General features: G+C 41.7%; 21 protein-coding genes. 17 read left to right on the forward strand and 4 right to left on the reverse strand.

Features of this window, described 5'->3' with window-relative positions; all coding sequences use genetic code 11:
• The first annotated feature begins 114 nt into the window (after window positions 1-114).
• The 4 genes from KA713_20875 to KA713_20890 all read left to right on the forward strand — a co-directional run bounded on the left by KA713_20875 (window position 115) and on the right by KA713_20890 (window position 3,828).
• Window positions 115-1,242 carry an ISAs1 family transposase gene (locus tag KA713_20875; protein UXE66854.1) on the forward strand — a complete coding sequence of 376 codons (1,128 nt, stop codon included), beginning with the start codon at window positions 115-117 and terminating at the stop codon, window positions 1,240-1,242.
• Window positions 1,243-1,349: 107 nt separating this feature from the next.
• Window positions 1,350-2,177, forward strand: a complete 828-nt coding sequence (locus KA713_20880) for a hypothetical protein (protein UXE66855.1) — start codon at window positions 1,350-1,352, stop codon at window positions 2,175-2,177.
• Window positions 2,178-2,277: 100 nt separating this feature from the next.
• Window positions 2,278-3,072, forward strand: a complete 795-nt coding sequence (gene thyA, locus KA713_20885; protein UXE66856.1) for a thymidylate synthase — start codon at window positions 2,278-2,280, stop codon at window positions 3,070-3,072.
• 6 nt (window positions 3,073-3,078) lie between these two features.
• A complete protein-coding gene (locus KA713_20890) occupies window positions 3,079-3,828 on the forward strand; it encodes a toxin-antitoxin system YwqK family antitoxin (GenBank protein ID UXE66857.1) in 750 nt (249 codons plus the stop codon).
• On the opposite strand, the gene KA713_20895 is transcribed toward KA713_20890, so the two are convergent.
• A complete protein-coding gene (locus tag KA713_20895) occupies window positions 3,825-5,375 on the reverse strand; it encodes a hypothetical protein (protein UXE66858.1) in 1,551 nt (516 codons plus the stop codon). The two genes, KA713_20890 and KA713_20895, sit on opposite strands and share 4 nt — an antisense overlap.
• A gap of 157 nt (window positions 5,376-5,532) precedes the next feature.
• On the opposite strand from KA713_20895, the gene sdaAB reads away from it, so the two are divergent.
• From sdaAB to KA713_20920, 5 genes are all read left to right on the forward strand, one after another.
• Window positions 5,533-6,210: an L-serine ammonia-lyase, iron-sulfur-dependent subunit beta gene (gene sdaAB, locus KA713_20900; protein UXE66859.1), complete on the forward strand. Its 678-nt coding sequence runs from the start codon at window positions 5,533-5,535 to the stop codon at window positions 6,208-6,210.
• 1 nt (window position 6,211) lies between these two features.
• Window positions 6,212-7,660, forward strand: coding sequence for a TolC family protein (locus KA713_20905; protein ID UXE66860.1), 1,449 nt, complete (start codon window positions 6,212-6,214; stop codon window positions 7,658-7,660).
• 22 nt (window positions 7,661-7,682) lie between these two features.
• The gene (locus KA713_20910; GenBank protein ID UXE66861.1) at window positions 7,683-9,080 is read left to right on the forward strand and encodes an efflux RND transporter periplasmic adaptor subunit; all 1,398 of its coding nucleotides are present in this window, start codon (window positions 7,683-7,685) and stop codon (window positions 9,078-9,080) included.
• 83 nt (window positions 9,081-9,163) lie between these two features.
• Entirely contained in the window at window positions 9,164-9,697 is a 534-nt protein-coding gene (locus KA713_20915; protein ID UXE69212.1) for an inorganic diphosphatase, read from the forward strand.
• Window positions 9,697-10,683, forward strand: coding sequence for a glycosyltransferase family 9 protein (locus KA713_20920; protein ID UXE66862.1), 987 nt, complete (start codon window positions 9,697-9,699; stop codon window positions 10,681-10,683). The genes KA713_20915 and KA713_20920 overlap by 1 nt, the downstream gene beginning before the upstream one ends.
• A gap of 49 nt (window positions 10,684-10,732) precedes the next feature.
• Here KA713_20920 and KA713_20925 read toward each other — a convergent pair whose 3' ends face one another.
• The 3 genes from KA713_20925 to KA713_20935 all read right to left on the reverse strand — a co-directional run bounded on the left by KA713_20925 (window position 10,733) and on the right by KA713_20935 (window position 13,548).
• Window positions 10,733-12,022 (reverse strand): hypothetical protein, encoded by a 1,290-nt coding sequence (locus tag KA713_20925; protein ID UXE66863.1) that lies wholly within the window; start codon window positions 12,020-12,022, stop codon window positions 10,733-10,735.
• Window positions 12,023-12,107: 85 nt separating this feature from the next.
• Window positions 12,108-12,950 carry a hypothetical protein gene (locus KA713_20930; GenBank protein ID UXE66864.1) on the reverse strand — a complete coding sequence of 281 codons (843 nt, stop codon included), beginning with the start codon at window positions 12,948-12,950 and terminating at the stop codon, window positions 12,108-12,110.
• A complete protein-coding gene (locus KA713_20935; GenBank protein ID UXE69213.1) occupies window positions 12,940-13,548 on the reverse strand; it encodes an RNA polymerase sigma factor in 609 nt (202 codons plus the stop codon). Before KA713_20935 ends, KA713_20930 begins: the two co-directional genes overlap by 11 nt.
• Before the next feature lie 695 nt (window positions 13,549-14,243).
• Between KA713_20935 and mraZ the strand changes: the two genes are divergently transcribed.
• The 8 genes from mraZ (at window position 14,244) to murD (ending at window position 22,837) form a co-directional block, all read left to right on the forward strand.
• Window positions 14,244-14,693, forward strand: a complete 450-nt coding sequence (gene mraZ / locus KA713_20940; protein ID UXE66865.1) for a division/cell wall cluster transcriptional repressor MraZ — start codon at window positions 14,244-14,246, stop codon at window positions 14,691-14,693.
• A gap of 78 nt (window positions 14,694-14,771) precedes the next feature.
• A complete protein-coding gene (locus KA713_20945; GenBank protein UXE66866.1) occupies window positions 14,772-15,128 on the forward strand; it encodes a four helix bundle protein in 357 nt (118 codons plus the stop codon).
• A 46-nt stretch (window positions 15,129-15,174) separates the two neighbouring features.
• The gene (rsmH, locus tag KA713_20950) at window positions 15,175-16,074 is read left to right on the forward strand and encodes a 16S rRNA (cytosine(1402)-N(4))-methyltransferase RsmH (GenBank protein ID UXE66867.1); all 900 of its coding nucleotides are present in this window, start codon (window positions 15,175-15,177) and stop codon (window positions 16,072-16,074) included.
• 117 nt (window positions 16,075-16,191) lie between these two features.
• A complete protein-coding gene (locus tag KA713_20955) occupies window positions 16,192-16,566 on the forward strand; it encodes a hypothetical protein (protein ID UXE69214.1) in 375 nt (124 codons plus the stop codon).
• Window positions 16,563-18,653, forward strand: coding sequence for a transpeptidase family protein (locus tag KA713_20960; GenBank protein UXE66868.1), 2,091 nt, complete (start codon window positions 16,563-16,565; stop codon window positions 18,651-18,653). The genes KA713_20955 and KA713_20960 overlap by 4 nt, the downstream gene beginning before the upstream one ends.
• On the forward strand, window positions 18,653-20,116 hold the full coding sequence (locus KA713_20965; protein ID UXE66869.1) for a UDP-N-acetylmuramoyl-L-alanyl-D-glutamate--2,6-diaminopimelate ligase: 1,464 nt from the start codon (window positions 18,653-18,655) through the stop codon (window positions 20,114-20,116). The genes KA713_20960 and KA713_20965 overlap by 1 nt, the downstream gene beginning before the upstream one ends.
• Before the next feature lie 139 nt (window positions 20,117-20,255).
• Complete coding sequence (locus KA713_20970) at window positions 20,256-21,479, forward strand: phospho-N-acetylmuramoyl-pentapeptide-transferase (GenBank protein UXE66870.1); 1,224 nt, start codon at window positions 20,256-20,258, stop codon at window positions 21,477-21,479.
• Window positions 21,476-22,837 (forward strand): UDP-N-acetylmuramoyl-L-alanine--D-glutamate ligase, encoded by a 1,362-nt coding sequence (murD, locus tag KA713_20975; protein UXE66871.1) that lies wholly within the window; start codon window positions 21,476-21,478, stop codon window positions 22,835-22,837. Before KA713_20970 ends, murD begins: the two co-directional genes overlap by 4 nt.
• Window positions 22,838-22,841 lie beyond the last annotated feature (4 nt).

The following is a 22,841-nucleotide window of genomic DNA, read 5'->3' on the forward strand; positions in this document are numbered from 1 at the left end:
ATCAGGGAAATCGCTTTTAAGAAATTTTCAGATAACAAAATGATTATGAAGTATTTGGAGCAAGGGCAGTGATACTGTATTTTTGATTCATCAAAATGAGTTACGTGAAAAAAAATGCGTAGCCCAAATCCCCTTAGAGATAGCAACTCGGTTTTCCATACATCCTTCAGCCCCTTGCCCGACCCTCGCAGAACCACCAAAGGCCACTTTCAATACCCGCTGGATGAGATTTTGTTTTTAGTGATCTCGGCCGTACTGAGCGGGGCCGATGGCTGGTGCCCCGTACACGTTTTCGGGAAAGCCAAACTGGACTGGTTGCGCCAATACCTTCCCTATGCAAATGGGATACCTTCACACGATGTGTTGGGGAAGGTGTTTGCGTTGATCGACCCCGTTGAGTTCAACCGGTGTTTTATGCTTTGGGTCAATTCCCTGTCCAAACTAACGGACGGGGAAGTGGTTGCCATAGATGGGAAGACGCTTTGTGGATCAGCTTCGCAAGACCGGACAGCTTTTCACCTGGTCTCTGCTTATGCCACCCAAAACAGGCTTTGCCTGGGCCAACAATGTGTGAAGGAAAAGAGCAATGAGATCACCGCCATCCCTGTTTTATTGGACATGCTTGCCATTGAAAGCTGTGTGGTCACTGTGGATGCAATGGGCTGCCAACAGGATATTGCCCAGAAAATCCTCGACAAGAAGGCCGATTATATTTTGATGGTGAAGGACAACCAGAAAAGTCTGAAACAACAGATCGAGAAAGTGTTCACCCTTGAAAAACCTTCCCATTCCCATAGGCAGACAGATATGGGGCATGGGCGTGCAGAAAAAAGGGGATGTGATGTGATCAGTGGGCTGAGGTTTTTAGATGACCGTTCGAATTGGCCGGGGCTTCAAAGTATCGTGCGGATAAGATCAGAACGGGCAGAAAAGAAAACAGGGAAGATCACGCGGGAGGCCCGCTATTATATTTCTTCTTTGCGCGGGGATGCCGCACAGTTCAATGCCAAGATCAGGCAACATTGGGCAATCGAAAACAACCTGCACTGGTCATTGGATGTGCTCTTCAACGAAGATGCCCTGCTGATGAAATCCGGAAACTCGGTTATCAATTTCTCGATTGTCAACAAGATGGCCTTGGCTTTGTTGGACAAAGAAAAATCCACCAAAATGTCCAAACGATCTAAACGGTTGACCGCTGCACTAGATGATGGTTACAGAAGTTTGGTGCTGAAATGTTAAAAGCGATTTCCCTGCATTTACTATAAGCCGTATACCGATATTGGTTTATTTTGTTGACTTTTGTATGTGAATGTAACCTGTTAATTAAGTTATGATAAAATATAGGTTTGGCTTTCTCATCGTATCAATTACCCTTTTGTTACAAAGATTTCAAAGATCTATCTGCTGATAGTTCGGTCGTTGCAGATAATGATGTTATTTCTGATTCCTATTCAGTTGATTTAGAGGATATAACTTCATTGGCTTTGCTGTCCGATCCAAATTCAGGTGGCCGAGAGCAGTCGGGTGGTTTGGACGATCGGTTTACTTGTGCCAACATTACGCGTACACCTAGCACTACAGAACAATATTCAGGAACAATTGAAATAGATTTTGGTACAGATGGATGTAAAGATTCAAAAGGAAACATTCGGAAAGGCAAGATGATTATCGCTTATAAAGGAAAGAGATATTTGCCTGGATCTAAGGTTACTACCAATTTGGAGAATTATTCGATCAACAATTTAAAGGTAGAAGGTGTTCGTGCTACTACATTTGGCAGCGCTAGCAAAGAGACAAGGCCCGTAATCACTACGGAATTAAAAGATGGAAAAGTAACTTGGCCGGATGGCACTTTTAGTACTCACGATTTTGTACATAACAGAACATGGTATCGCGAGACCAATCCTGCCCAAGATTATTGGACGGTAACAGGAAGCGGCAAGGGCACTACCAAAAAAGGTGTGAAGTATGACATGGTTATAAGTAAAGACTTACTCTATAAAAAACAATGTGAAGCAACGGGAGTCTTTATAGCTGTTTCGGGTATTAAAACAATTACCAAAGAGGGTAAGAATATTGCCATCGATTATGGAAATAGCATTTGCAATAACTTGGTGACTGTAACCAGCAATGGTGTCAGCAAAGTGATTGAAATCCACAAAAAAGGTTGGTAAGGTCTTGCAAAGCTTAGGATATTTAAAAGGCTCCTAATTGGGGAGCCTTTTTATTTATCCAATTTGCCATTTCCATTATATTTGTTGCACATCCCTATTAATGAAACAATACCACGATTTACTAAAACATATATTGGCTGCTGGTGCCACCAAAACAGATCGCACGGGCACAGGCACACTTTCAGTTTTTGGCTACCAAATGCGATTTGATTTGCAAGAGGGTTTTCCGTTGGTCACTACCAAAAAACTTCACTTGCGCTCCATCATTTATGAATTGCTTTGGTTTTTGAATGGCGATACCAACATCAAATATTTAAAAGACAACGGTGTAAGTATTTGGGATGAATGGGCCGACAAAAATGGCAACTTAGGGCCCGTGTACGGATACCAATGGCGGTCGTGGCCGGGTAAAAACGGTACCACCATTGATCAGATTACCAAAGTAGTGGAGCAGATTAAAAAAAAACCAGACTCCAGAAGGCATATGGTTACGGCTTGGAATCCGGCCGATGTAGATGACATGGCATTGCCGCCTTGCCATGCGTTGTTCCAATTTTATGTAGCAGACGGAAAACTGTCCTGTCAACTGTACCAGCGCTCGTGCGATACTTTTTTGGGTTTGCCTTTCAACATTGCATCGTATGCGTTGCTTACCCACATGATGGCGCAGCAATGCGATCTGGAAGTGGGAGAATTTGTGTGGACCGGTGGTGATGTCCATATCTATTCGAATCACCTAGATCAAGTACAAACACAACTTGCGCGCGAACCTTTTGTATTACCTACCTTACACATCAAACGGAAACCGAATTCGATATTTGATTATCAATTTGAAGATTTTGAAATCTTGAATTATCAAGCCCATCCTTCCATCAAAGCCCCCATTGCGGTATAGATAGCTATGCGAAATCTTGTTTCTTTAGTATTTCTTTTGCCGATGATCTGCTGTGAGGTAAACTCTTCTAAAAAAGAGTCCAAAGACGGCAAAAATGGAATTGTTAGATCATATTATGATAATGCCAAGAAGATAATCAAAGCTGAAGTGACCATGAAAGATGGTAAGAGAAATGGCCCAGCTATTCAATACTATAGAACCGGCAAAAAGTCAATTGAAATGAATTATGTCAACGGGGAACGGGATGGGCTCTCTACTCGTTATTTTGAGAACGGTACAATTGGTCAGCAAACGACTTTCGTAAAAGACAAAATGCATGGGGTTCAAAAAAGATTTCGTGAAAATGGTAAGCTGTTGTCGGAGATAACTTTTTTCAATAATCAACCTTGCAAAGGGCTGAAAGAATATTTTAATGATGGTACTTTAAAAACCGAAAAGGACTTTCCTCGAATTGTTATCAAGCCTATTGATAGAATATTTACGGATGCTATTTACTTGTTGAAGTTATCCTTATCAGAAAAGGCCAATGAAGTTGAGTTTTATGTAGGTAGCCTCACCGATCAAAAATATTTAGGTGATAAAGCTTTAAGGGCTTGGAGCGTTGATTCCAAGGTTGAGGCAGATTTGGTTTTTAGATTGCCGCCTGGAACTTTGATGATGGAGAAAATCAATATCATAGCTAAGTTTAAAACGATTAACGGTAACTACTACATTACCGAGGCACCCTATAACTTAGCGATTGAAAACCGAAATTAATTCATCAGTCTTTTTCTCGCCATCAACTCACGGTTGCCAGGGGCAAACTCTAACCCTTTATCGATAAAGGACTTCGCCTTGGCCAATTGCGATCTTTTAAAGTAATAAACCGCTGCTTGCGAATAAGCCTGCCCAATCAACGATGGGTCCACGGTTAGATCTTTATTCGATGTGTATAGTTTTTCAAATTCAATTTTATACTTGTCACCCTCCGAGGGTTTATTGTTTTCATATTGATCTCCGAAATAGCCCAAGTATCCATTGGCCAACATTGAGTTGTAGACATTGTTTGTTCTTAATGTGGGGTGCTGTTGGCCAGCTTCCAGCAAACTTGTTACTATATGCTTTATGTCTGTATAGGTTCTAAGATTATTGCTCAACAATTGAATATAGATTTGTTGTACATCTTGATTATTTGGTCGTAATGCGAAGGCTTTTTCAAAATATGGTTTTGATTCGGTGAATTTGCCTTGATTGAACATATACCTCCCTAATTCGTACGAATAAATAAACTCTAAATCTTCTTTTAGATCTTTGTTTTTAATGCTTGCCTCCAATACTCGGTAATACTTTTTAATTTCTTCAGGGTTGCCTTTGTCAAACAAAACTTCTTGAATGGCTCGTCCAAATTCGCCTTTAACGTTATCGGGTGCTACACCAAACTTGGTAAAACGAGATAGTTTGCCAACCAGCGATGCATGTAGGGAATCTTTTTTTGACAGGTTTTGAAAAGCATTATAATAGCTAACGACCAATCCATTAATTACCTGATCCGTCTTATAAAACAAATACGCTTTTTCCCAAAGCTTATAGGAATTGATAAAATCATCGTCTTCAAATTTAAAGATGCCATTGTTCATGTATTGGATACCTACCAATTGATCGAGTGTGATATTGGTCTCTGCTCGAAAAAAATACTGATCAAAAAGTTTTGTTGGATCGGTATTCTGAACTTCTTGATTACTCACTAGTTTTTGCTTGCGTAAATTTTCAACATATAATCGCTTAAACTGATCACTAAATGCAATGGAACCTACCATTGGGTTAGTGGTCTCAACCACTACTAAGTCACTTTGTGGGTACGCTACCGGATATACGTGATTAGGTTTTTCTTTTATTGAATAGGGAATTTGAAAATAATCGAAGGCCATAGAATAAAGAGCTGTGGCCGATACACAATTGTAATAACCATTTTCAAAAATTTCGCTGAAGTGATTTTTTGCTTGATACTTGGTGAGAAAGGCTTGGTGTACATTTTCATAAACATACTTTACCCGTTTGCTATTCTTTTTGCCCCCTTTGTTTTCCAAGTCAAGGCCTTTTAAATAACTATAGAATTTTGCTTTGCTCTGTTCATTCTTGGCAAGGTTTGCATAATTAAAGAGACTAAAATAGTCCGGCTTTTTATCTACTAATGCGGCATGAATGGCTACCCTTTCGGCAACCGAGGAGTAACTTATCTCAGCTAGTGAAACCAAACTATCTTGTGAAAATGACCTGCCGCTGAATAGCACTGTCAGGATAAGGAAAACCAACCTTTTAAACATAGATAAATGATATTATTTCAAAAATAAATATTGAATGAATAAGATTCATTGGCATGGTGAACTATAATCTTATTTTTGCACAAAAAATACCGCTTAAAGGTTCATAAATACACAAAAAGAAATATCCTTTTCCTATTTATTGCGTTATAAACCCCGTATGTCTGAAAAAAGCAGCGTTTTTGATATGATTGGCCCTGTTATGATAGGCCCTTCAAGCTCGCATACGGCTGGGGTGGTGCGCATTGCCAAGGCGGCCATCAAAGTGCTAGGTGGCACACCCGATCAGGCAGACATCACTTTTTATAATTCCTTTGCCAGAACGTACGAAGGTCACGGAAGTGATCGGGCCATTTTGGCTGGGTTGATGGATTTTGAAACCGATGACAAACGCATAAAAGAATCCATTGAGATAGCTGAGAAAATCGGACTAAAGTATCATTTTAAATCGGTAGGCAATGCCTCCACTCTTCATCCCAACTCCATTAAATTAAATCTCACGAAGGGAAATAAGCAAATTGAAGTTCTTGGGGAAAGTAAGGGAGGAGGCATCATTAACATTGCGGAGATTAATGGCTTTAAAGCCGACTTTACTGCCAACCTGCACACCATCATTATCTTTGCGGCCGATGTGAAAGGCAGTATTGCATTTATTGCTGACATCATCGCACACGATGATTGCAACATTGCAACTATGTCGGTATCGCGTAAGGGCAAAAATGACTTAGCTTGCCAAGTAATTGAAATGGATTCGGGCATTAAGCCCGTAACATTTGAGTATTTGAAGAGTCTTAGTTGGGTTCACGATGTAATTTATATTCCGGATATTAATCGATAATATGAGAAAAGGTTTACTAATTTTTGGTTTGGTCTTTACGATTTGCACGTCCACGTTTTCGCAATCTGCAGGCAAAAAGGTTTATACCCTTAAGGAGTGCATTGAAATTGCATTAAGGAATAATCTCGCGGTAAAGCGGAGTGCCTTGGGTTTGAAAGGTGCTGACATTAATCTGGATCAGGCTCGTTATACGATGTTGCCTACTCTTAACTTATCAAGTTCGGGAGGCTCTAACTGGGGCCGCTCGGTAGACCCCACCACCAACTTGTTCATTGATCAGAAAATTGACAATGCCAACGTAAGCGCCAACGCCAGTTTGTTGCTGTTTAATGCTTTTCGAGTGATGAATGGCATCCGTCAAAGCGTAAATGACAAAGCGGCTGCTGAAAGTGATTATACCAAAGCAAAAAATGACGTAATCCTTAGCGTAATTACGTTTTATACCTCGGTAATTTTTAATCAAGAACTATTGCAAAATGCTCAGTTTCAATTGCGAACTACTCAGCAACAATTAGAGCGCACCAAAAAACTAGAGCAAGCAGGCTCAGTACCGTTGGGTAATGTTCTTGATTTGGAGGCACAGGATGCAACCAACGAATTGAATCTGGTGCAACGCGAAAACAACTACAACTTATCACTTTTGCAGTTAAAGCAAGCTCTTCAGTTGCCAGCTTCTACTCCCTTAAATGTGGAAGTGCCAGCGATAAATGTTGAAGATCAGGTGATTGATCAAACAACGGAGCAGATCTATGACATCGCTCGGCAAAATATGCCGGAAATAAAGGCTGCTGTTTTCCGTACCGAAAGTGCTGCGTATGGACTAAAATCTGCACGCGGTTCCTTGTACCCACGTTTGAGTTTGAATGCCAATGCATTTACTAACTATTCGAGTGCAGCTCGAATCTTTAGTACTTCTACCGTAATCGATCCAAATCCAGTTATAGGTTTTATTGGATCTGACCCTCTCAATTCTGCAAATCAAGTTCGATCCATTCAACCTGCTTCTATACCAAATTTTACAGAGAAGCCATTTAGCAATCAATTTTCAGATAACATTTCGCGCGCCTTATCGCTTAACTTAACCATTCCCGTGTTCAATAGCTACAATGCACGCGCCAATGTTTTGCGTAGCAAGGTCACAAAAGAAACCGCTTCCATCAATTTAACCGATGTGGAAAATCGCCTTCGTCAAGCCATTGAAACAGCCTACAACGATGCCACCGCAGCCGCCAAAACATATGCCTCCTCTACGAAGGCAGTCAAAGCTCGTGAGGAGGCGTTTCGTATGACCAAGCAGCGCTACGATGCGGGGGCTTCCAACTATGTAGATTATCAGGTTTCTGAAAACAACCTGTTCCAAGCCAAATCAGATCAAGTGCGTGCCAAATACGACTTGATCTTCAAAAAGAAAGTGCTCGACTTCTATCAAGGTAAACCAATCGACTATTAATTAATTCTATCCATAAACTTCCATGGCAACTAAGCAAAAGAAAAAATCCAACAAATTATTGTATTGGGGCATCGGTGTGTTGATCTTCCTAATCGTATTCCTCGTTATCGGAAAATCCGCAGGTTGGATTGGTAAGTCTCGAGAGCTTGAGGTGGAATTCACTAAATCCAAAAAAGCATCCATCACCGAAAAAGTGAGTGCTTCAGGCACGGTGCAGCCAGTAATTGAAGTAAAACTTGCACCCGAAGTATCGGGTGAAATTATTGATCTTCAAGTTCAAGATGGTGACGCGGTGAAAATGGGTGATGTTTTGGTCAAGATTCGACCTGATGTATGGATCAGTCAGTTGGAAAGGTCAGAGGCTTCATTGAGTCAGCAAAAAGCAAACTTAGAATCCTCTAAGGCCGCCCTGGCGCGTGCAGATGCAACTTATCTCAGGTCCGAACAAGATTTCAAGCGACAAGAAAAATTGTGGGAGCAGAAAGTAATATCCGAGTCGGATTGGCAATTGGCACAACAAAACTATAAGGTGGCACAGAACGATTTGAAATCGGCAAAGCAATCGTTAGAGGCGGCTGGATTTATTGTCAGCAGTACGAATGCAACGGTAAAAGAATCGCGCGAGAATGTAAGGCGCACAACCGTTTATGCACCCATGACCGGCACCGTATCAAAACTGAATGTAAAAAAAGGGGAGCGAGTGGTAGGTACTGCCCAAATGGCGGGTACCGAAATGCTGCGCATTGCTGATCTGAATAAAATGGAAGTGCGGGTAAACGTAAATGAAAATGATATTGTGCGTGTGCATTTGAATGACAGTGTGGTGATAGATGTAGATGCCTACAGCGGATCGGGCAAGCAGTTTAAAGGATTGGTTACTAACATTGCCAATACCGCCAAAGACAAAACATCGGCTGATGCCATTACCGAATTTGAAGTGAGGATTTTGATTTTGCGTTCTTCGTATGAAGACCTGATTGCGAAGGGAAATAAATTTCCTTTCCGCCCCGGCATGACGGCCTCCGTGGATATTATCACCACCAAAAAAGAAAATGTGTTGTCCGTTCCGTTGGCGGCTGTTACCACACGTAATCCTGACGAGAAGGGTGTAAAAGCAGAACCTCGTAATGATGATGATAATAAACGAGAAGTGGTGGATACCAGCAAACCCAAGGCAGAGAAGAAGGCGGACAAGGTGGTGGTTTTTGTAAATGAAAAAGGCATCGCCAAAATGAAGGAAGTAAAAACAGGTATCAGCGATTATGATAACATCGAAATTATTTCAGGCATAGCCGAAGGTGAAGAGGTGGTAACTGGACCCTTCTTGGTGGTTTCCAAGCGATTGAAAGATGGCGAGAAGATTGTGGAAGCCAAGAAAGATAACAATGATAAAGACAAAGAGAAAAAATCAGATAAGTAGGTTTACCCCAAAACCGAACAAACGAGTCCCGCACCTGCGGGACTTTTTGTTTACCTTCGTGTTACTAATTTCTAATTGAAATGATACTACACCCTTGGCATGAGGCCCCCGTTGGCACCAATCCCCCTGAATTTGTAAATGGAATAATTGAAATATCCACCGGCATGCGCACCAAGTATGAAGTGGATAAAGAAACGGGTTTGCTGAAGTTGGATCGAATTTTATATTCGGCCGTATATTACCCAGCCAATTATGGATTTATTCCACAGACTTTGGGTGATGACAAAGATCCACTCGACATTATGATTTTGTGTCGTGAGCCCATTCAACCTTTATGCTTAGTGCCAGCTCGTGTAATTGGTGTGATGCGCATGGTGGACCAAGGTTTGGCCGATGATAAAATTTTAGCGGTAGCCGAAAATGATGCCAACACCAAACACTTAAAAGACATCAGCGAATTGGCTACGCATTTTAAGTTAGAGTTGAAAGAGTTTTTTGAAAGCTATAAGAAGCTCGAAAACAAAGTGGTGACCGTACCCGATTTTCAAGGGAAGGAAACTGCACAAATCATCATTCAAAGAGCAATTGAGTATTATAAATCAGAGTTAAAAAAGTAATGCCACCAAAGTCGTTTCTCATTATACAAACCGCATTTATTGGCGATGTTATTTTAGCCACTGCGTTGATTGAGAAATTGCATCAACACCATCCGCTAGCACAAATTGATTTTTTGATACGGAAAGGGAATGAAGGTTTATTAATCAATCATCCATATCTGCGCGAGGTCATAATCTTCGACAAGAAAAACAAGTACAGAAATCTACTCGCGCTGATCCGAAAAATTCGTAGCAATAAATATGACGAACTTATTAATGTGCAGCGCTTTGCGACAACGGGTATAATCACAGGTTTTTCGAAGGCAAAACATAAAATTGGATTCAATAAAAATCCATTTTCTTTTTTGTTTAGTGAATCCGTTTCTCACGAAATTGTAAATGTTCATGAAATACTCAGAAATCAGAGATTAATTGCTTCAATTACTGATTCTGCCCCTTCCAAACCTAGGTTATACCCTTCTCATTCAGATGAGCAAGCAATAACACCCTATCTGGTTGACCTATTTTATTGCATTGCCCCTACATCGGTTTGGTTTACAAAGCAATGGCCTGCTGAAAAATGGATCGAACTCATTCAATCTGTAGAGCGACAAGTGCAAGCTATTTATTTATTGGGCGCACCCAACGATCATCATGTTTGCGAATCAATTCGCTTGGCCAGCGCAGCCAAGAACGTGGTGAACCTGGCAGGCAAATTAAGCTTTCTAGAATCGGCTGCGCTAATGAGTAAAGCCAAAATGAATTTTGTAAACGATTCAGCACCCATGCACTTGGCATCCGCTACTAATGCTCCCGTCACGGCCATCTATTGCTCTACTATTCCTGAATTTGGGTTTGGACCACTTTCCGATGAAGCGTATGTTGTACAAACCGAAGACGAGGAGCTCGCTTGCCGCCCTTGCGGGTTGCATGGATTCAAAGACTGTCCGAAAGGACATTTTAAGTGTGCGTATTCGATTGATGTGAAGACTGTATTAAGGAACTAAACAAAAAAGCCCCGATGTTTCCATCAAGGCTTCTTCGAAGTTCTTACGATCACTGCAGTTCTCCTTTCTTCTCCGTTATTTTTTCCAGCGCGGATTCTTTGGATAGTTTTCCGTTCGAGTAATCTTTCAATACGCTGTACTTTATAGCGTACTCCACCCACGTTGGAATAGCGCAACCTTTACATCGCGTGAGCTTGATGTTGAAAATAACGCTCTCTTCGTCTTTCAAACTTTTCAGCGTGCGGCCGTATTCTAAAATATCTTCCTTAATGCTTTTGGTAAAGACTGGATACATCTCTTTCACTTTTTTGTCCCGGGTTTCAGGATCCACCCGTTCATTTCCGAGCGTTGGCATCACAAAATCCCCATAGATATCTTGATTGGTTGAGTACACCTGCAGGTAGTAAATCACCCCGTAATCTTTCAATCGCTCGTAATACGTATTCTCTTGTGTGAAATAAGTTTTTGATAAATCACTTCGGTATAATCGGTTGAAAATACTTGTGAGCAACTCTAAATCGGGATGCAGTTCGTTCTCGCTTTCGGTATTGATAACCTTCAGTTTGCCCATCAATTGGGCACGACTGATTTTACCTTGGCGGAATTGTGCAATGTCTGATTTTAATCCTTCTACTGATAAATAAGGATTACGACTCTGGAGATTGTACACCCCAAACCAATTTTGATTTCCTTCGCCACGGTTGGTGATGATGATCCGTTCATTGGGTGCCAATTGACTGATTAAATCACCATAATCAGTAATAAATTCTTTCGCTGCGTTAAGCATTTTATTGATGGATTGATCTTGAATGCTGTCTTGGTTTTGCACGCGTGCGCGTGCCTTACCGATGCGTGATTGACCATTTACAATCACATCGTTTTTTCTTTGTTGGTCATTTTTTAATCGATCGGCATTGGCGCGAGCTTTGGCTATTTCTTCTTCTGAAGCCTTATTTCCGCTGCCATTGCGGTAAACCACTTTTCCATTGGTGGAGCCGACATTATTGCTATACGACCCAGGCCCTTCTTCTTCCCACTCTTCACCCCAAGTGGTGATGGTCATTGGCTCGGAAGCCCAGCTCTGGACAAAGAAATTATTGCTTATCTCTGAGGGCAACTGAAAGGTAACTCCATACCCAGGTCGATAGTTTCCGTGCACTTCCATTGGGAAAAATGAGCGCTTGTCAAACTGTTGCTTGAGCAACGTGCTCAAAATATTTTCTGCCACTTCAATATCGCGCTGCATGCGCTCTTCATCTACTTTGCCTTGCGCAAAACTACTTCCCACCATTACGGCCATCATGGCCACCACCATCAAAATTCTCTCTATCATTTTCATATTTTCAACGTTTAAACTTTCCTACTTAAATCTTTTCTTGTTTATCCTCCGTAGCTTCAGCGAAGGAGGACCGCCTCCTTTTCAATCAATAACTATTTTTATTCTTCCCTCCAGGATTTGAAATAATACTCGCCAATATCTGTTCTGTCTCTTGCTTGAATAAATCCGTATTTTTCTCCAAGCTAGTTACGCGCGTTTGCACCATCATCAAATCTTGTTTGCGTTGTTCTTTTAAATAACCTGAGAAATCGGCCAGCAAACTTTCCATGTACTTCTTTTGGTCGGTGCTGGAGAGTTGAAAATAATCTTTCATCAATTTCAAATTCTCATTTTGCAAGCTGGCCACAAACCCACGCACTTCTTCTTGCGTTGCCTGCGAAGCTGTCTTCATCAACCCATCAATCCGTTTGGAGTTCATGTCCAGATTATTTGCAATACTGCGACTGAGTTTTTGTTGCTCCTCATTCCAACTGGCCTCTAATACTTCATTGTTTTTTGATAACGAACTTTCGATCATGGCCTGCACTTTTTCTTCTGTTACCGAAGGCATTACGTTTGCCACATTGGGTATTTCTTTCTTTCCGCCAAAGCTGATTTTCAATTCACCATTTTGGTAATTGATTTCTGTGCCTAACAATCGTCCTGCAACCATAATAAATAACAGTGATGCAGCAATGCTCAATGCCATACGAAAGTAACCCGTTTGCCACAGGGGTTTTGCATTGTCATCTCCCATAAAAATTGGCGGAGCAATGACCTCTTTGTTTTGAATCTGGCCCATCAGTTCGCGAACGTTGCCAAACCCTTGCAGCTTTGCCAATACCTCGGGATTTTGTTGCAAATACGTTTGCACTTTTTCAGCTTCCGTTGCCTGTAACTCACCATACAGGTAAGCCATCAGCGTTGCTTCATCTGGTTTATAGTTCATACCCAATTGTTTCTTTCGTAATATTTTTTCGTTCCAAAATCTTTTTCAACCCCTCCAACCCATAATACATTCTGGACTTTACCGTGTTCTCCGAAATGTTCAGTGTCTCAGCTATCTCCCGAAACTTCAACCCCTCGTACTCTTTCATAATCACTACCTCGCGTTGCTCCACACTCAGTTCCAGTAGGCAGTCTTGCAACAAATCCGACAGCTCTGATTGCCGCAGTTGCCGTTCCGGATTTTCGCTGCGGTGATGGCTTTCTTCCCACCGGTAACTTTCTTCCCCTTCGCCCGGCCGCAAGTCGTGTAGCGACATCGCGCGAGTGGCCTTTTTCTTGCGTGCTTCTTCGCGGCAGTAGTTTACGGCAATGGTGTATATCCAACTCTTAAACCTGCCCACCTCTTGCAAGCCCGCAATGTTTTTGTGCATGCTGATAAACGTCTTCTGCGATACCTCCATGGCCAAATCGTGGTCGAAAAAGAATTTATAGGCAAAGTTGTAAATCCGTTTGTACCACAGTTGCACCAGCTTGCCCTGGGCATTCTTATCCCCTTCACGGGCCCGTGTAATGAGGGAGTCCGAATGCATCATAGCGATATCCAGTAGAGTTTCAGCCAAGGGTTTGAGCGTTTCTGCGGTTAAGATGGGTAATGAAGGTAAAAAGTTTTGCGGGAAAGAGGAAATATTAGTTTTTTGAGTGGCCTTTCGCGCCCACACGCGAACTCATTGCAAGCTCAATCAGGCGATTCGCTCATACTCCTCGTGCCCACGCACATAAGAGATTGTGAGTTAAGAATGTGATTTTGTAGATCTGGAAGTTTTATAAGCACAATTGTTGTGAGCAAGTTTGCCAGACAATTTACTAGACAAAAAAAATACAATATGAAACTATTGACCTTACTAGCATTAAGGGCATCTCTAAAAACCTGTTTTAATTTTTTTTTATGTTCTAGTTTATCAAATTTTTTCTTTGCAATCTTAAAAAGTAGCGATTAAGTACTCGTTTGACTTTTTCTTGTCATCCTTGGCAGGATGATGATTGCCCGTTTGGTCAAACTATCTTACTGTTCAAAAAAGCCATTTCTAGCTTTTAGGGCATTTCCACAGCCTATTCTACTCAGGTGATTAGTCCATTTTACTTTGGCCCAGTCTAATCTTTAGGTGAGAAATGACACAAAATCCTATTTTTTGGATTTTTTTTGATAAAAATTGTAAAAAAGTGGTGTAAAGTGGTGTAAAGTGGTAGAAATTTCCTTACGTTTGTTTAGGAGAAATAGACAACCACTACAGTCATGACTTTCTTCACCAGCGAATACGAAAGTAAACTTGATGCCAAGGGCAGATTGGTGCTGCCGTCACGGATTAAGGCTCAGCTACCCGCTTCAGACGGGGACGTGCAAGAGCTTGTCATCCGCAGAGGCTTTGAGCCATGCTTGATTATGTATCCGATGGTGGAGTTCAAAAAAGTATTCTCAAAAATTTCAAGTCTCAATGAGTTCAACGAAGAGTACCGCAAACTCCAGCGCAACTTTTTGTCGGGGGTAGTTACAGTAGAGTTAGATGGCAATGGCCGCTTCCTCATCCCCAAGAACATGCTGACCTACGCGAAGATTGAAAAAGATGCGATGCTGGTTGGTACAGGAACCAAAGTTGAGATTTGGAACCCTACCCATTATGAGAAGCACATTATCCAAGACCAAAGTGAGTTGTCGAAGTTGGCAGAGAAGTTTTTGAATGAGTAAAAATAGCTTCGAGCTATGAGTTGTGAGTTTTCGAGTTTCCTTTCACAAATCATGAGTTGGTAGTCGAGCTTTTAACAGATGAAGAACTTTAAGAAACTGAAGATATGGCAAAAGGGGATGGAACTAGTGATATCGGTTTACAAGCTGGCCGACCAATTGCCGAGGGAGGAGAAATATGGATTACGAAGTCAGATGACTAGCGCGGTGATTTCAATTCCATCGAACATAGCGGAAGGCAGTTCGAGAACCAGTAAAAAAGATTATGTGAGATTTTTGGAGTATTCACTTGGGTCAACCTACGAATTGGAGACGCAAGTGGCTGCGATTGAAATGTTAAACTTCGGAGAAAAGGAATTGACGGAGTTGATTCTTAATCAAATAGACGAGGAGCAGAAGATGCTTCAAAGCTTCATTACAACGGTAGGAAGCTCATGAATGGTGACCAGCTAGCTCGCAACTCGCAACTAAAAACTTGCAGCTAATGTACCACAAACCCGTCATGCTCAGTGAGTGCCTCGAGGGTCTCAACATCAAACCCGATGGCATCTATGTAGATGTAACATTTGGTGGAGGTGGACATAGTTTAAAGATTTTAGAGCAATTGCGGGAAGGAAGATTGATTGCCTTCGACCAAGACGAGGATGCGAAGAATCAGGCAGAGAATATTCAGAGTCGTTCTTTTACATTTTGTCAGGCAAATTTCAGGCATATGAAACAGTACCTGAAGCTGAATGGGGTAAGCAAAGTAGATGGTGTGCTGGCCGATTTAGGTGTTTCATCGCACCAGATTGATTCGGCCGAGCGCGGTTTTTCAACCCGATTTGATGGGCCACTTGATATGCGGATGGACAAGAAATGCAAGTTGACAGCAGCCAAAGTGCTGAACGACTATCCCGAAGAGAAGCTGCACAAGATATTGGGCATGTATGGTGAAGTGAAGAATGCCAAAACGTTGGCACACGCCATGGTGCAGCAACGAAGTGTAAAGAAATTTGAAAGGAATAAGGAATTGGTGGATTTGCTACAGACGGTAGCACCACGCGGAAAGGAATTTAAATATTTCGCCCAGGTGTTTCAAGCACTGCGCATCGAAGTGAATGAAGAGATGCAAGCGCTGGAAGATTTTTTGCACCAATGTGGCGAGGTATTAAATATAGATGGACGGTTGGTGGTAATGAGTTACCATTCGCTGGAAGACAGACTGGTGAAGAACTACATTAACACAGGCAAGATGTTCGGTGAAGTAGAGAAAGATTTTTATGGGAACAAATTGAAACCCTTTGAAGCGGTGAACCGCAAACCAGTAGAAGCGACAGAGGAGGAAGTGAAAGAAAACAACCGAGCGAGAAGTGCGAAGTTGAGAATCGCTGAGAGAATATAGTTGTTGGTTAGTAGGTGTTCGTTAGTCGCGAACAACGAATAACAAACAACTAAAAACGAAAAAGAAATGGAAAACAAATTCAGGATTGAGCCACCGCAAAAAACAAACGAAATGCGGGTGAAGCCACAGGCGAAAGCAGGTAAGGGCACGAGCCCTGACGGTACCGTCAGGGCGAGTGTGTTTTCTGTATTGGAGAAGCGTTTAAAATTAGAAAGCTATTTTGAAGAAGGGTTTCCGGTTCAATACCTACCTAAGATTTTGTTTGTAGTTTTTTTGAGCCTCGTGTACATCAGCAACACACATTATGCAGAGAAAACCATTCGGCAAATTGATAAGTCACAAACCGAAGTTGAAGATTTGCGTGCTGACTTTACCACGTTGAAATCAGACGTGATGTTTGCCAGTAAACAGAGTGAAGTGGCGAGAAGGGTAAAAGCAATTGGATTGAAGGAAAGTCTAAGGCCACCGTACAAAATTGTTGTGAACGATTGAACATTAAAAAATCCATATTGATCCGTGTGCGACTGGCCTTTTTAGGAGTGCTGGTGTTTGCGATTTGCGTGGCCGCGAAAATTGGTCACATCCAAATTGCGCAGGGAGAGAAATGGAAAAAGATGAGCGAAGAAATTAACTTCGATTATAAAAAAGTAAAAGCAACTCGCGGCAATATTTATTCTGATAATGGTAGCTTGCTGGCTACGAGTTTGCCTTTTTATAAAGTAGCCATCGACCCCACGTTGGCAAAAGATGAAGTATTTAAAGAGGGCGTTGACTCATTGGCTTACTTTCTATCCAAATATTATAAAGATAGGTCTAAACAGGACTATAAAGAATTGTTGATTGATGCCCGCACTTCGGGTAAGCAATACGTCATACTTAATCGCAAGCAAATAAATTATCAGACCAAAAAAGAAATGATGAAGTGGCCCATCTTCCGCCAAGGTCGCTACAAGGGTGGAGTGCTATTTGAAAAAATGGACGTTCGCTATCGCCCCTTTTCAAATTTAAGCAGAAGGACGGTTGGCTTTGTAAATGAAGATGGTAAAGGCGCAGGCTTGGAATTTAGTTTCAACAATGCATTGGGCGGCCAAGATGGAGAAGCATTATTTCAAAAAATTGCGGGTGGAACTTGGAAACCCGTATTTGATGGTAATAACATCAAAGCCATTGATGGGTTGGATATCCAAACAACGATCGATGTCAATCTGCAGGACGTGGCAGAGACATCTTTGTACCGCGCCATGCAAGCGCACAATGCCGATGCGGGCACTGTGGTGGTAATGGAAGTGAAGACTGGTCACATCAAAGCCATTTCTAATTTGTCTTTTGATGGCAACGGTGGCTTTCAAGAAGAATTCAATCATGCCGTAGGCGGTTCATTCGAGCCAGGCTCTACGTTCAAATTGGTAACGATGATGAGTTTGTTAGAAGATACCAACATTGAATTGACCGACAGTATCCAAACCGGAAAAGGTGAATACACCTTTTATAATCGCAAAGTGCGCGACCACGAAGAAGGCGGTTATGGAAAGATCACCATTAAAGATGCGTTTGAGCGCTCCTCCAACATTGCTATGGCGAAATTGATGGATAAACATTTTGGTACGAAGCCTTCTAAGTTTTTGAAATATGTAGATGATTTAAAACTATCGAAACCGTTGGGCTTGCAAATCAATGGTGAGTCGTTTCCTAAGATTACTCGACCAACCGACAAAGCCTGGAGTGGTATCACACTTCCGTGGATGGCGTATGGATATGGTTTTGAAATTTCTCCATTGCATACGCTGGCTCTGTACAATGCAGTGGCCAACGATGGCAAAATGATTAAACCAGTATTTGTTACCTCGGTAACCCAAGCAGAAAAAGCAACACAAGAATTTGAAACCGAAACACTCAATTCAAAAATTTGCTCTAACAAAACGTTAAGTCAATTGCGTTTGCTATTAGAAGGTGTGGTAGAGAACGGCACGGCCAAGAATTTGAAGAGTGCTTACTATCAGATTGCCGGAAAGACCGGAACAGCGGTAATTTTGAAAGATGGCCGCTACGAAAAAAAATACATCACTTCGTTTGTAGGATACTTTCCTGCACATGCCCCCAAGTATTCCGCTATCGTGCTGATTAAAAATCCACGCGGCATTTATCAATATGGCAATAGTGTGGCCGGGCCTGTGTTCAAAGACATAGCGGATAATATTTATGCTCGTGATATCAACATCCACCAAGCGATGGAAAAAAAGAGATTGAATGAACCGGGCGTATTTCCAACACTTCGCGCGGGCAAGCAAGAAGAGTTGACGATGCTCAGCAATGAGTTGGGCGTATCCAATCATTCGGCCACTGAAGAAGAATGGATTAAAGTTGCTAAGAATGGAAATGCGGTGGTGTGGAAAAAAAACATGGTAATAAAAGACCACGTGCCAGATGTAATCGGTATGACGTTTCGCGATGCAATTTATTTATTAGAGAAATCGGGATTGCGCGTTTCTTATGAAGGCAAAGGGAGGGTAGCGGAGCAGTCGCTTTCGCCTGGAACACGAATTTCAAAGGGAAATAAAATCTATTTAAGACTTAGTTAATGTCGGAGCTCAAAGACATATTATATAGAGTGAATATCACGTCCGCCTCTGGCAGCATGAATGTGGAGGTGAAGAATGTCTGCTTTGACTCCCGTAAGGTGCAGCCGGGTTCGTTGTTTGTGGCCATCAAGGGTACACAATCAGATGGGCATGTGTTTATTGAAAAGGCAGTGGCTAGCGGAGCGGTTGCTATTGTTGCTGAAAAATTACCAGGCAGCATTGCAGAAAGTGCCACCTATGTAACCGTGAAAGAAAGTGCACATGCACTCGGCATCATCGCTTCCAATTTTTATGGCAACCCTTCTTCCAAATTAAAAGTAGTAGGCGTTACGGGGACTAATGGCAAAACAACTGTGGCCACACTTTTATATAAACTATTTTCATCTCTTGGCTATCGCTGCGGATTGTTATCCACAGTTGTGAATAAGATTGTTGATAAAGAACTAGCGGCCACCCACACCACCCCTGATCCGATTCAGATAAATGAATTGTTGGTGAAAATGTTGGAAGAGAAATGTACGCATTGCTTTATGGAAGTAAGCTCGCATGCAGTGGCGCAGGGACGTATCGAAGGAATTCGTTTTATTGGAGCACTATTTACAAACATAACACATGACCACCTTGATTATCACCGCACATTCGAGAGTTACATCCGAGCTAAGAAAGGTTTTTTTGACGGCCTGTCATCTGATGCTTTTGCTCTCGTAAACATTGATGACAAACGCGGCATGGTTATGCTGCAAAATACCAAAGCAAAAAAGTATAGCTACGGCCTCAAAAAAATGGCCGATTATAAAGCAAAAATCATTACCAACTCCATGGAGGGATTGGAGTTGGAGATTGGTGAACGCACGGTTTGGTTTAAGTTGATTGGCGATTTCAATGCCTATAATTTATTGACAGTATATGGTGCAGCCAGTTTATTGGGTGAAGATCAGGAGATGATTTTAATGAAGTTGTCGGCACTCACCACTGCACCCGGGCGATTTGAATTGGTAATGCCTGGAGCGAAGTTCACCGCGATTGTGGATTATGCCCATACACCCGATGCGTTGAAAAATGTGCTGGAGACCATCACAAATTTTCGAACAGGGCAAGAGCAAGTGATATCAGTAGTGGGCTGTGGCGGTGACAGAGACAAAACCAAGCGACCGTTGATGGCCGCAGTAGCTTGCAAATATTCGAACAAAATAATTTTCACCTCGGATAATCCACGCAGTGAAGATGCAATGGAAATAATCAAAGAGATGCAAGTAGGTGTAGGCCCAACTGATGCAAAGAAAACATTGGTGATGGTGGATAGAGAAGAGGCTATCAAGACAGCGTGCATGTTGGCGAAAGAGAAAGATATTATTCTGGTAGCGGGCAAAGGCCATGAGAATTATCAAGAGATAAAAGGAGTGAAGTATCCTTTTGATGATAGAGAAGTGCTGACGAGAATGTTAAAGATGTTTAATAATTGATTCGTTGATGAGTTGATTCGATTATTAGTTGATTCGTTGATGAAAACCGAAAAAGAGACTAGATGACACAGGCGCAAAATTTTATTTACCGAACTACCGAATCATCGAATCACCAAATTATCGAATCATCGAATTAGAAATGCTGTACTACCTATTCGACTATATCGAACGAAACTTTGACTTCCCAGGTGCTGGGTTGTTCCAATACATTTCTTTCCGGGCGGGAATGGCGGCTGTGTTGTCGTTGTTGATTACGATTTTCTTTGGCAAGAGTTTGATTAGCATGCTGAGAAGAAAGCAAGTGGGAGAGGACATTCGCGATTTGGGATTGGAAGGACAGATGCAAAAGAAAGGTACACCTACCATGGGTGGTTTGATTATTCTTGCTGCCATTTTGATTCCAACATTATTGATGGCCAAGTTGGACAATGTCTATATTATTTTGTTGGTGGCTACTACCTTGTGGTTGGGTTTAATTGGTTTCCTAGACGACTACATCAAAGTTTTTAAAAAGAACAAAGAAGGATTGGCCGGTCGATTTAAGATTGTGGGACAAGTTTCCATTGGTTTGATTGTTGGGCTTACACTCTTTTTTAATGACAATGTTGTTATCCGTGAGAAGTCAGCTCCATCAGTCGCTAGCGTTGAAATAGCTGCAATTCCTGCTTACGTAAAATCGGAATATGATGTAAAATCCACAAAGACAACTGTACCCTTTTTGAAAGACAATGAATTTGACTATAGTAGTTTAATATCATGGTGGAATGTTGATTACACATGGATCGTCTACACTCTTTTTGTAATATTTATCATTACGGCAGTTTCAAATGGAGCAAATATCACAGATGGTATTGATGGACTTGCGGCTGGAACCTCCGCGATCATTGGACTAACACTAGCCATCTTCGCTTATTTATCAGGTCGTGTTGACTTTAGCACGTACCTGAACATTATGTATATACCTAACCTTGGTGAACTAGTTATTTTTTGTACTGCTTTTGTAGGCGCGTGCCTTGGTTTTCTATGGTACAACTCTTACCCCGCGCAAGTGTTTATGGGTGACACAGGAAGTTTGTCAATGGGAGGAATTATTGCGGTGTTGGCTTTGGCAGTAAGAAAGGAATTGATGATCCCCGTTTTATGTGGAATCTTTTTTGTGGAGCTGGTTTCCGTAATGGTGCAGGTGACCTACTTTAAATACACCAAAAAGAAATATGGCGAAGGCAGAAGAATATTACTGATGTCTCCCCTCCACCATCATTATCAGAAAAAGCAAATACATGAATCGAAGATTGTGACACGATTTTGGATTGTGGGGATATTATTGGCAATTGTAAGCCTAGCAACATTAAAGTTAAGATGAGCGAGAGAGTCGTCATATTAGGATCAGGTGAAAGCGGAACAGGCGCAGCTATCTTGGCGAAAGCGAAGGGCTACGAAGTTTTTGTTTCTGATTTTGGAACAATCAAGGACAAATACATAAAGGAGCTAGTCCAGAACGAAATTGAATTTGAAGAATCGCAGCACACGGAGAGTAAAATTTTAAACGCTTCCTTGATTATAAAAAGCCCTGGCATTCCTGAGAAAGCAGAAGTGGTGAAGAACGCAAGAGCGGCAGAAATTGAAGTCATTGATGAAATTGAATTTGCGTATCGATTCTTGAGTGGAAAAATTATTGCCATTACGGGCACTAATGGAAAGACTACAACTACGCTATTGACCTATCATTTGTTGAAGTCCGCTGGTTTAAATGTGGCCTTGGCGGGAAATGTAGGTGAAAGCTTGGCACGGAAAGTAGCTTTTGGGAATTACGATTGGTACGTGATCGAAATCAGCAGTTTTCAATTGGATGGAACTTCCACCTTCCGCCCTGACATCGGAATCTTGTTGAATATTACTCCCGACCATTTGGATCGGTACGAATATAAAATGGAAAACTATATCCAATCGAAGTTTGGGTTGGTGAAGAACATGATGGCTAACAATCAGTTCATTTACTATGCAGACGATTTAGTAACAGGTACTGAGGCGAAGGCGAGAAGAATTACACCAAATAGCGTAAAAATTTCATTACAAGATAAATCCACACCTTCGCATTACGATGGAGCAAAAATGAATTTCAATGTAAATGGAAAATCATTCTCAGTTGCACAGTCAGAAACGACATTGAAAGGCCCGCATAACTTAATCAATACCATGTCGGCAGTTTCTGCGGCCTTGTTTGCTGGTGTTAGCGAGCAAGCAGTTCGTGTTGGATTAAAAACCTTTAAGAACGCTCCGCATCGACTCGAATCAGTTGCAACTATAAATGGAGTGGAGTTTGTCAACGATTCAAAGGCGACCAATGTCGATTCTGTTGTTTATGGTCTCGGAAGTTACAAGGGTCCGTTGGTTTGGATTGCGGGCGGAATTGATAAAGGCAATGATTACAAATTGATTGAAGACCAAGTGCGTGAAAAGGTACGCGTGTTGATCTGCCTGGGCAAAGACAACGAAAAATTGAAGAAGGCATTTACTGGTGTCGTAAATGAGATATACGAAACACAAAGTGTAAAAGAATTAGCGCAAATGGCCTTGCGTGTTTCGAAGCAAGGAGACGTTGTATTGCTATCTCCAGCGTGTGCAAGTTTTGATTTGTTCAAAAACTATGAAGACAGAGGAACTCAATTTAGGGAAGCGGTTGTGGAGTTGAAGAAAGAAGTTGAATTGGTTAAACATTAATCAA

Source organism: Chryseotalea sp. WA131a (assembly GCA_025370075.1).
In the GTDB taxonomy this organism is placed as follows: domain Bacteria; phylum Bacteroidota; class Bacteroidia; order Cytophagales; family Cyclobacteriaceae; genus ELB16-189.

Excerpts from the sequence above, each read along its gene's own strand:
- KA713_20875 (UXE66854.1), top strand. The coding sequence starts at position 115 with ATGCGTAGCCCAAATCCCCTTAGAGATAGCAACTCGGTTTTCCATACA.
- thyA (UXE66856.1), top strand. The coding sequence starts at position 2,278 with ATGAAACAATACCACGATTTACTAAAACATATATTGGCTGCTGGTGCC.
- KA713_20890 (UXE66857.1), top strand. The coding sequence starts at position 3,079 with ATGCGAAATCTTGTTTCTTTAGTATTTCTTTTGCCGATGATCTGCTGT.
- KA713_20895 (UXE66858.1), bottom strand. The coding sequence starts at position 5,375 with ATGTTTAAAAGGTTGGTTTTCCTTATCCTGACAGTGCTATTCAGCGGC.
- sdaAB (UXE66859.1), top strand. The coding sequence starts at position 5,533 with ATGTCTGAAAAAAGCAGCGTTTTTGATATGATTGGCCCTGTTATGATA.
- KA713_20905 (UXE66860.1), top strand. The coding sequence starts at position 6,212 with ATGAGAAAAGGTTTACTAATTTTTGGTTTGGTCTTTACGATTTGCACG.
- KA713_20910 (UXE66861.1), top strand. The coding sequence starts at position 7,683 with ATGGCAACTAAGCAAAAGAAAAAATCCAACAAATTATTGTATTGGGGC.
- KA713_20920 (UXE66862.1), top strand. The coding sequence starts at position 9,697 with ATGCCACCAAAGTCGTTTCTCATTATACAAACCGCATTTATTGGCGAT.
- KA713_20925 (UXE66863.1), bottom strand. The coding sequence starts at position 12,022 with ATGAAAATGATAGAGAGAATTTTGATGGTGGTGGCCATGATGGCCGTA.
- KA713_20930 (UXE66864.1), bottom strand. The coding sequence starts at position 12,950 with ATGAACTATAAACCAGATGAAGCAACGCTGATGGCTTACCTGTATGGT.
- mraZ (UXE66865.1), top strand. The coding sequence starts at position 14,244 with ATGACTTTCTTCACCAGCGAATACGAAAGTAAACTTGATGCCAAGGGC.
- KA713_20945 (UXE66866.1), top strand. The coding sequence starts at position 14,772 with ATGAAGAACTTTAAGAAACTGAAGATATGGCAAAAGGGGATGGAACTA.
- rsmH (UXE66867.1), top strand. The coding sequence starts at position 15,175 with ATGTACCACAAACCCGTCATGCTCAGTGAGTGCCTCGAGGGTCTCAAC.
- KA713_20965 (UXE66869.1), top strand. The coding sequence starts at position 18,653 with ATGTCGGAGCTCAAAGACATATTATATAGAGTGAATATCACGTCCGCC.
- KA713_20970 (UXE66870.1), top strand. The coding sequence starts at position 20,256 with ATGCTGTACTACCTATTCGACTATATCGAACGAAACTTTGACTTCCCA.
- murD (UXE66871.1), top strand. The coding sequence starts at position 21,476 with ATGAGCGAGAGAGTCGTCATATTAGGATCAGGTGAAAGCGGAACAGGC.